Annotated in this window: 2 protein-coding genes and 1 pseudogene; all 3 read left to right on the plus strand. The window is 66.7% G+C overall.

Annotated features, from left to right (window positions below):
• Nucleotides 1–121, plus strand: a pseudogene (locus tag AAEX60_RS16335) (gfo/Idh/MocA family oxidoreductase); the annotation flags it as partial.
• Nucleotides 122–1,522: 1,401 nt separating this feature from the next.
• Nucleotides 1,523–2,566, plus strand: coding sequence for a zinc-binding dehydrogenase (locus AAEX60_RS16340; RefSeq protein WP_342105058.1), 1,044 nt, complete (start codon nucleotides 1,523–1,525; stop codon nucleotides 2,564–2,566).
• A gap of 115 nt (nucleotides 2,567–2,681) precedes the next feature.
• Nucleotides 2,682–2,898 (plus strand): NAD(P)-binding domain-containing protein (locus AAEX60_RS16345; RefSeq protein WP_342105060.1); only part of this gene is annotated, 217 nt, incomplete at its 3' end.

Here is a 2,898-nt window from a genome sequence, read left to right on the forward strand (position 1 = left end):
TGACGCCGTGCTGGGCAAGAACGCCGACATCGTGACCCTGGAACAGGGCGCCCGCGTCGTCCAGGTCTGCGAGGCCATGATCGAATCCAGCAAGAACAACACGTTCGTCGAGATCAACTGACGCAACGCCGCTCCCGAGCGGTCCGCCCCGGTCCCCGACCTTGTCGGAGGGCCGGGGCGGACGCTTTCCCGCCTGTCGAGGGGAACCCCGCCACGGTGGCCGAGTCTGTCGAGGAACCCAGCCACGGTCCCCGAGCCTTTCGGGCGGACTCAGCCACGGTGGCCGAGCTTGTCGAGGCCCTTGGGGTAATTGTCAGGTCGGTTCGCCGTCGGGTCGGTAGCCTCTGGCGCTGCGTCTCGTCGACGCTCGCTCGCTCGCGTCTCCTCGCGGAACCGCGCTGCGAGGCTCCGAGCCCGACGACGAACCTCACCACGGTTCCCGAATCTGTGGCAGGAACCCAGCCATGGTGGCCGAGCTTGTCGAGGCCCTGGACCGCAATTGTCCGGGTCGGTTTGTCGTCGGGTCGGCAGCCTCTGGCGCTGCGTCTCGTCGACGCTCGCTCGCTCCCGTCTCCTCGCGGAACCGCGCTGCGAGGCTCCGAGCCCGACGACGAACCTCACCGCGGTTCCCGAATCTGTGGCAGGAACCCAGCCATGGTGGCCGAGCTTGTCGAGGCCCTGGACCGCAATTGTCCGGGTCGGTTTGTCATCGGGTCGGTAGCCTCTGGCGCTGCGTCTCGTCGACGCTCGCTCGCTCGCGTCTCCTCGCGGAACCGCGCTGCGAGGCTCCGAGCCCGACGACGACCTCACCGCGGCCCCTGAGTCCGTAGCCCAGCCACGGTCCCCGAGCTTGTCGAGGGGTCGGGGTCGCACCGTGGGCAGAACTCGACGGTGGCCGGAAACGCAACGTGGGCCCGAGGATGTGTCCTCGGGCCCGACGTTGCTGGGCTGCGATCCCCCGATCGGAGCCGTTGGGGTTCTGGATTCCCCCGAATCCGTGACCCCCGGGTGCATGCATCCCCCGATGCAGTCACCGCAGTTGAGTGCTTCCCCCGAAGCCCTCGTCTGGTGGATGGCGGCTTCCCCCGAAACCCCATCCAGTGGATGCTGGCTTCCCCCGAAGCCGTCCATCCGGTTCGCTGATTCCCCCGAATCGGCTGCTGCTCTGGCGAACCCTCGGGTCTCTCAAGCGATGTGACAAGCATGTCCGCTCATGTGAGATTGTGCAAAGAACGGCTTTTGATTGAGTATTCAAGCAAACACGTTCCAACATCCCGCTGTTCACCCATAGTGCCTTGTGAATCATTCATTGAACGATTTTATTCGGTTGGTGAACTATTTGGTGACTCCCGGCCCTGTCACGCAAACAGGTGACAAGGAATGGCCTCGTCGGCGGGCTTTCGAGTCGTTCTCATGCTGTGCGCAGCTGCCCGGGGTGACAAGGGCATTCGGGTGGGGTAAACCGGTGGTGCAGACAGTCCCGGGCTGCGGTGGCCGTGGGGCGACGAGCTTGGAGGTTCCCATGACCCGGACCATGCTGGCCGAACGATTCCACGTCGAGAGCCGAAAGGTCACCCTGGAGCAGATCCCGGTGCCCACCCCGGGACCCGGCGAGGTGCGGATCAAGGTGGCCTACTGCGGCATCTGCCACTCCGACCTTTCCCTGATCGACGGCAGCTTCCCCTCGCGGCTGCCGGTGATCACCCAAGGGCATGAGGTCAGCGGCTGGATCGACGAGATCGGGCCCGGTGTGACCGGCTGGGAGGTCGGCGATGCGGTCATCCCGTCGGCCGGCAGGGCCTGCCGGGAGTGCCGCAACTGCCGTCGGGGCAACTTTGCCGAGTGCCTGGCGCTGCAGCTGATGGCCTTCTCCTTCGACGGCGGCTGGGCGGAATACCTGGTGGCGGGCGCGATCGGCCTGACCCGGGTGCCCGACGGGGTGCCGATGGACCAGGCGGCGATCCTGGCCGACGCCGTCTCCACCCCCTTCGCCGCCGTGGTGCGCACCGCCCAGGTCCATCTGGCCAATGCCGTCGGGGTGTGGGGCCTGGGCGGGGTGGGCACGCACCTGGTGCAGCTGTCCAAGCTCGCCGGTGCGGTGCCGATCATCGCCGTCGACATCGACGACCGGACGCTGGAGCGGGCCCTTCGGGTGGGTGCGGACTTTGCCTTCCGGGCGGATGATCCCGAGCTGGGCAGCAAGATCGAGCAGGCCACCGGTGGCCGGATGATCGACGTCGCCTTCGACGCGGTGGGGATCACCGCCACCGCCGAGCAGGCCGTGAAGTATCTGGATGTCAACGGCAAGCTGGTCACGGTGGGGATCAGCGGCCAGGAGATGAAGGTGGGGACCTTCATGGACATGGCGCTGCGGCGCAAGCAGGTGATGGGTCATCTGGGCTACCAGGTGCAGGACATCGCCATGCTGGCGGAACTGGTGGCGCACGGCCGGCTCGACCTGTCCGAGTCGATCTCCGCCGTGGTCCCGCTGCGTGAGATCCACCGGGGGATCGAGATGTTGCAGACCCGGGAGGGCAACCCCATCCGGATTCTCGTCCAGCCCTGACGGCACGGCTCTGAGCCGCGCCTATGAGGACCGCCCGTCGCTCCCCGACGACGAGGGCGCTGACAGTAGACTTGCCGAAGACTCGGTACGGACCGTGCCGCACGAAAGGACTTTCATGAAGATTGCCGTCATCGGTATGGGCAAGATTGGCCTGCCGCTCGCCGTCCAGTTCGCCTCGAAGGGCCATGAGGTCTTCGGCGTCGACGTCCAGCAGCGCGTCGTGGACACCATCAATGCGGGGCAGGAGCCCTTCCCCGGTGAGGCCTTCCTGGCCGAGAAGCTGGCCGAACTGGTGCCGGCCGGGAACCTGAAGGCCACCACCGACTACTCCG

Origin of the sequence: Luteococcus sp. H101 (assembly GCF_038433155.1) — a bacterium.
Classification (GTDB): Bacteria; Actinomycetota; Actinomycetes; order Propionibacteriales; family Propionibacteriaceae; genus Luteococcus.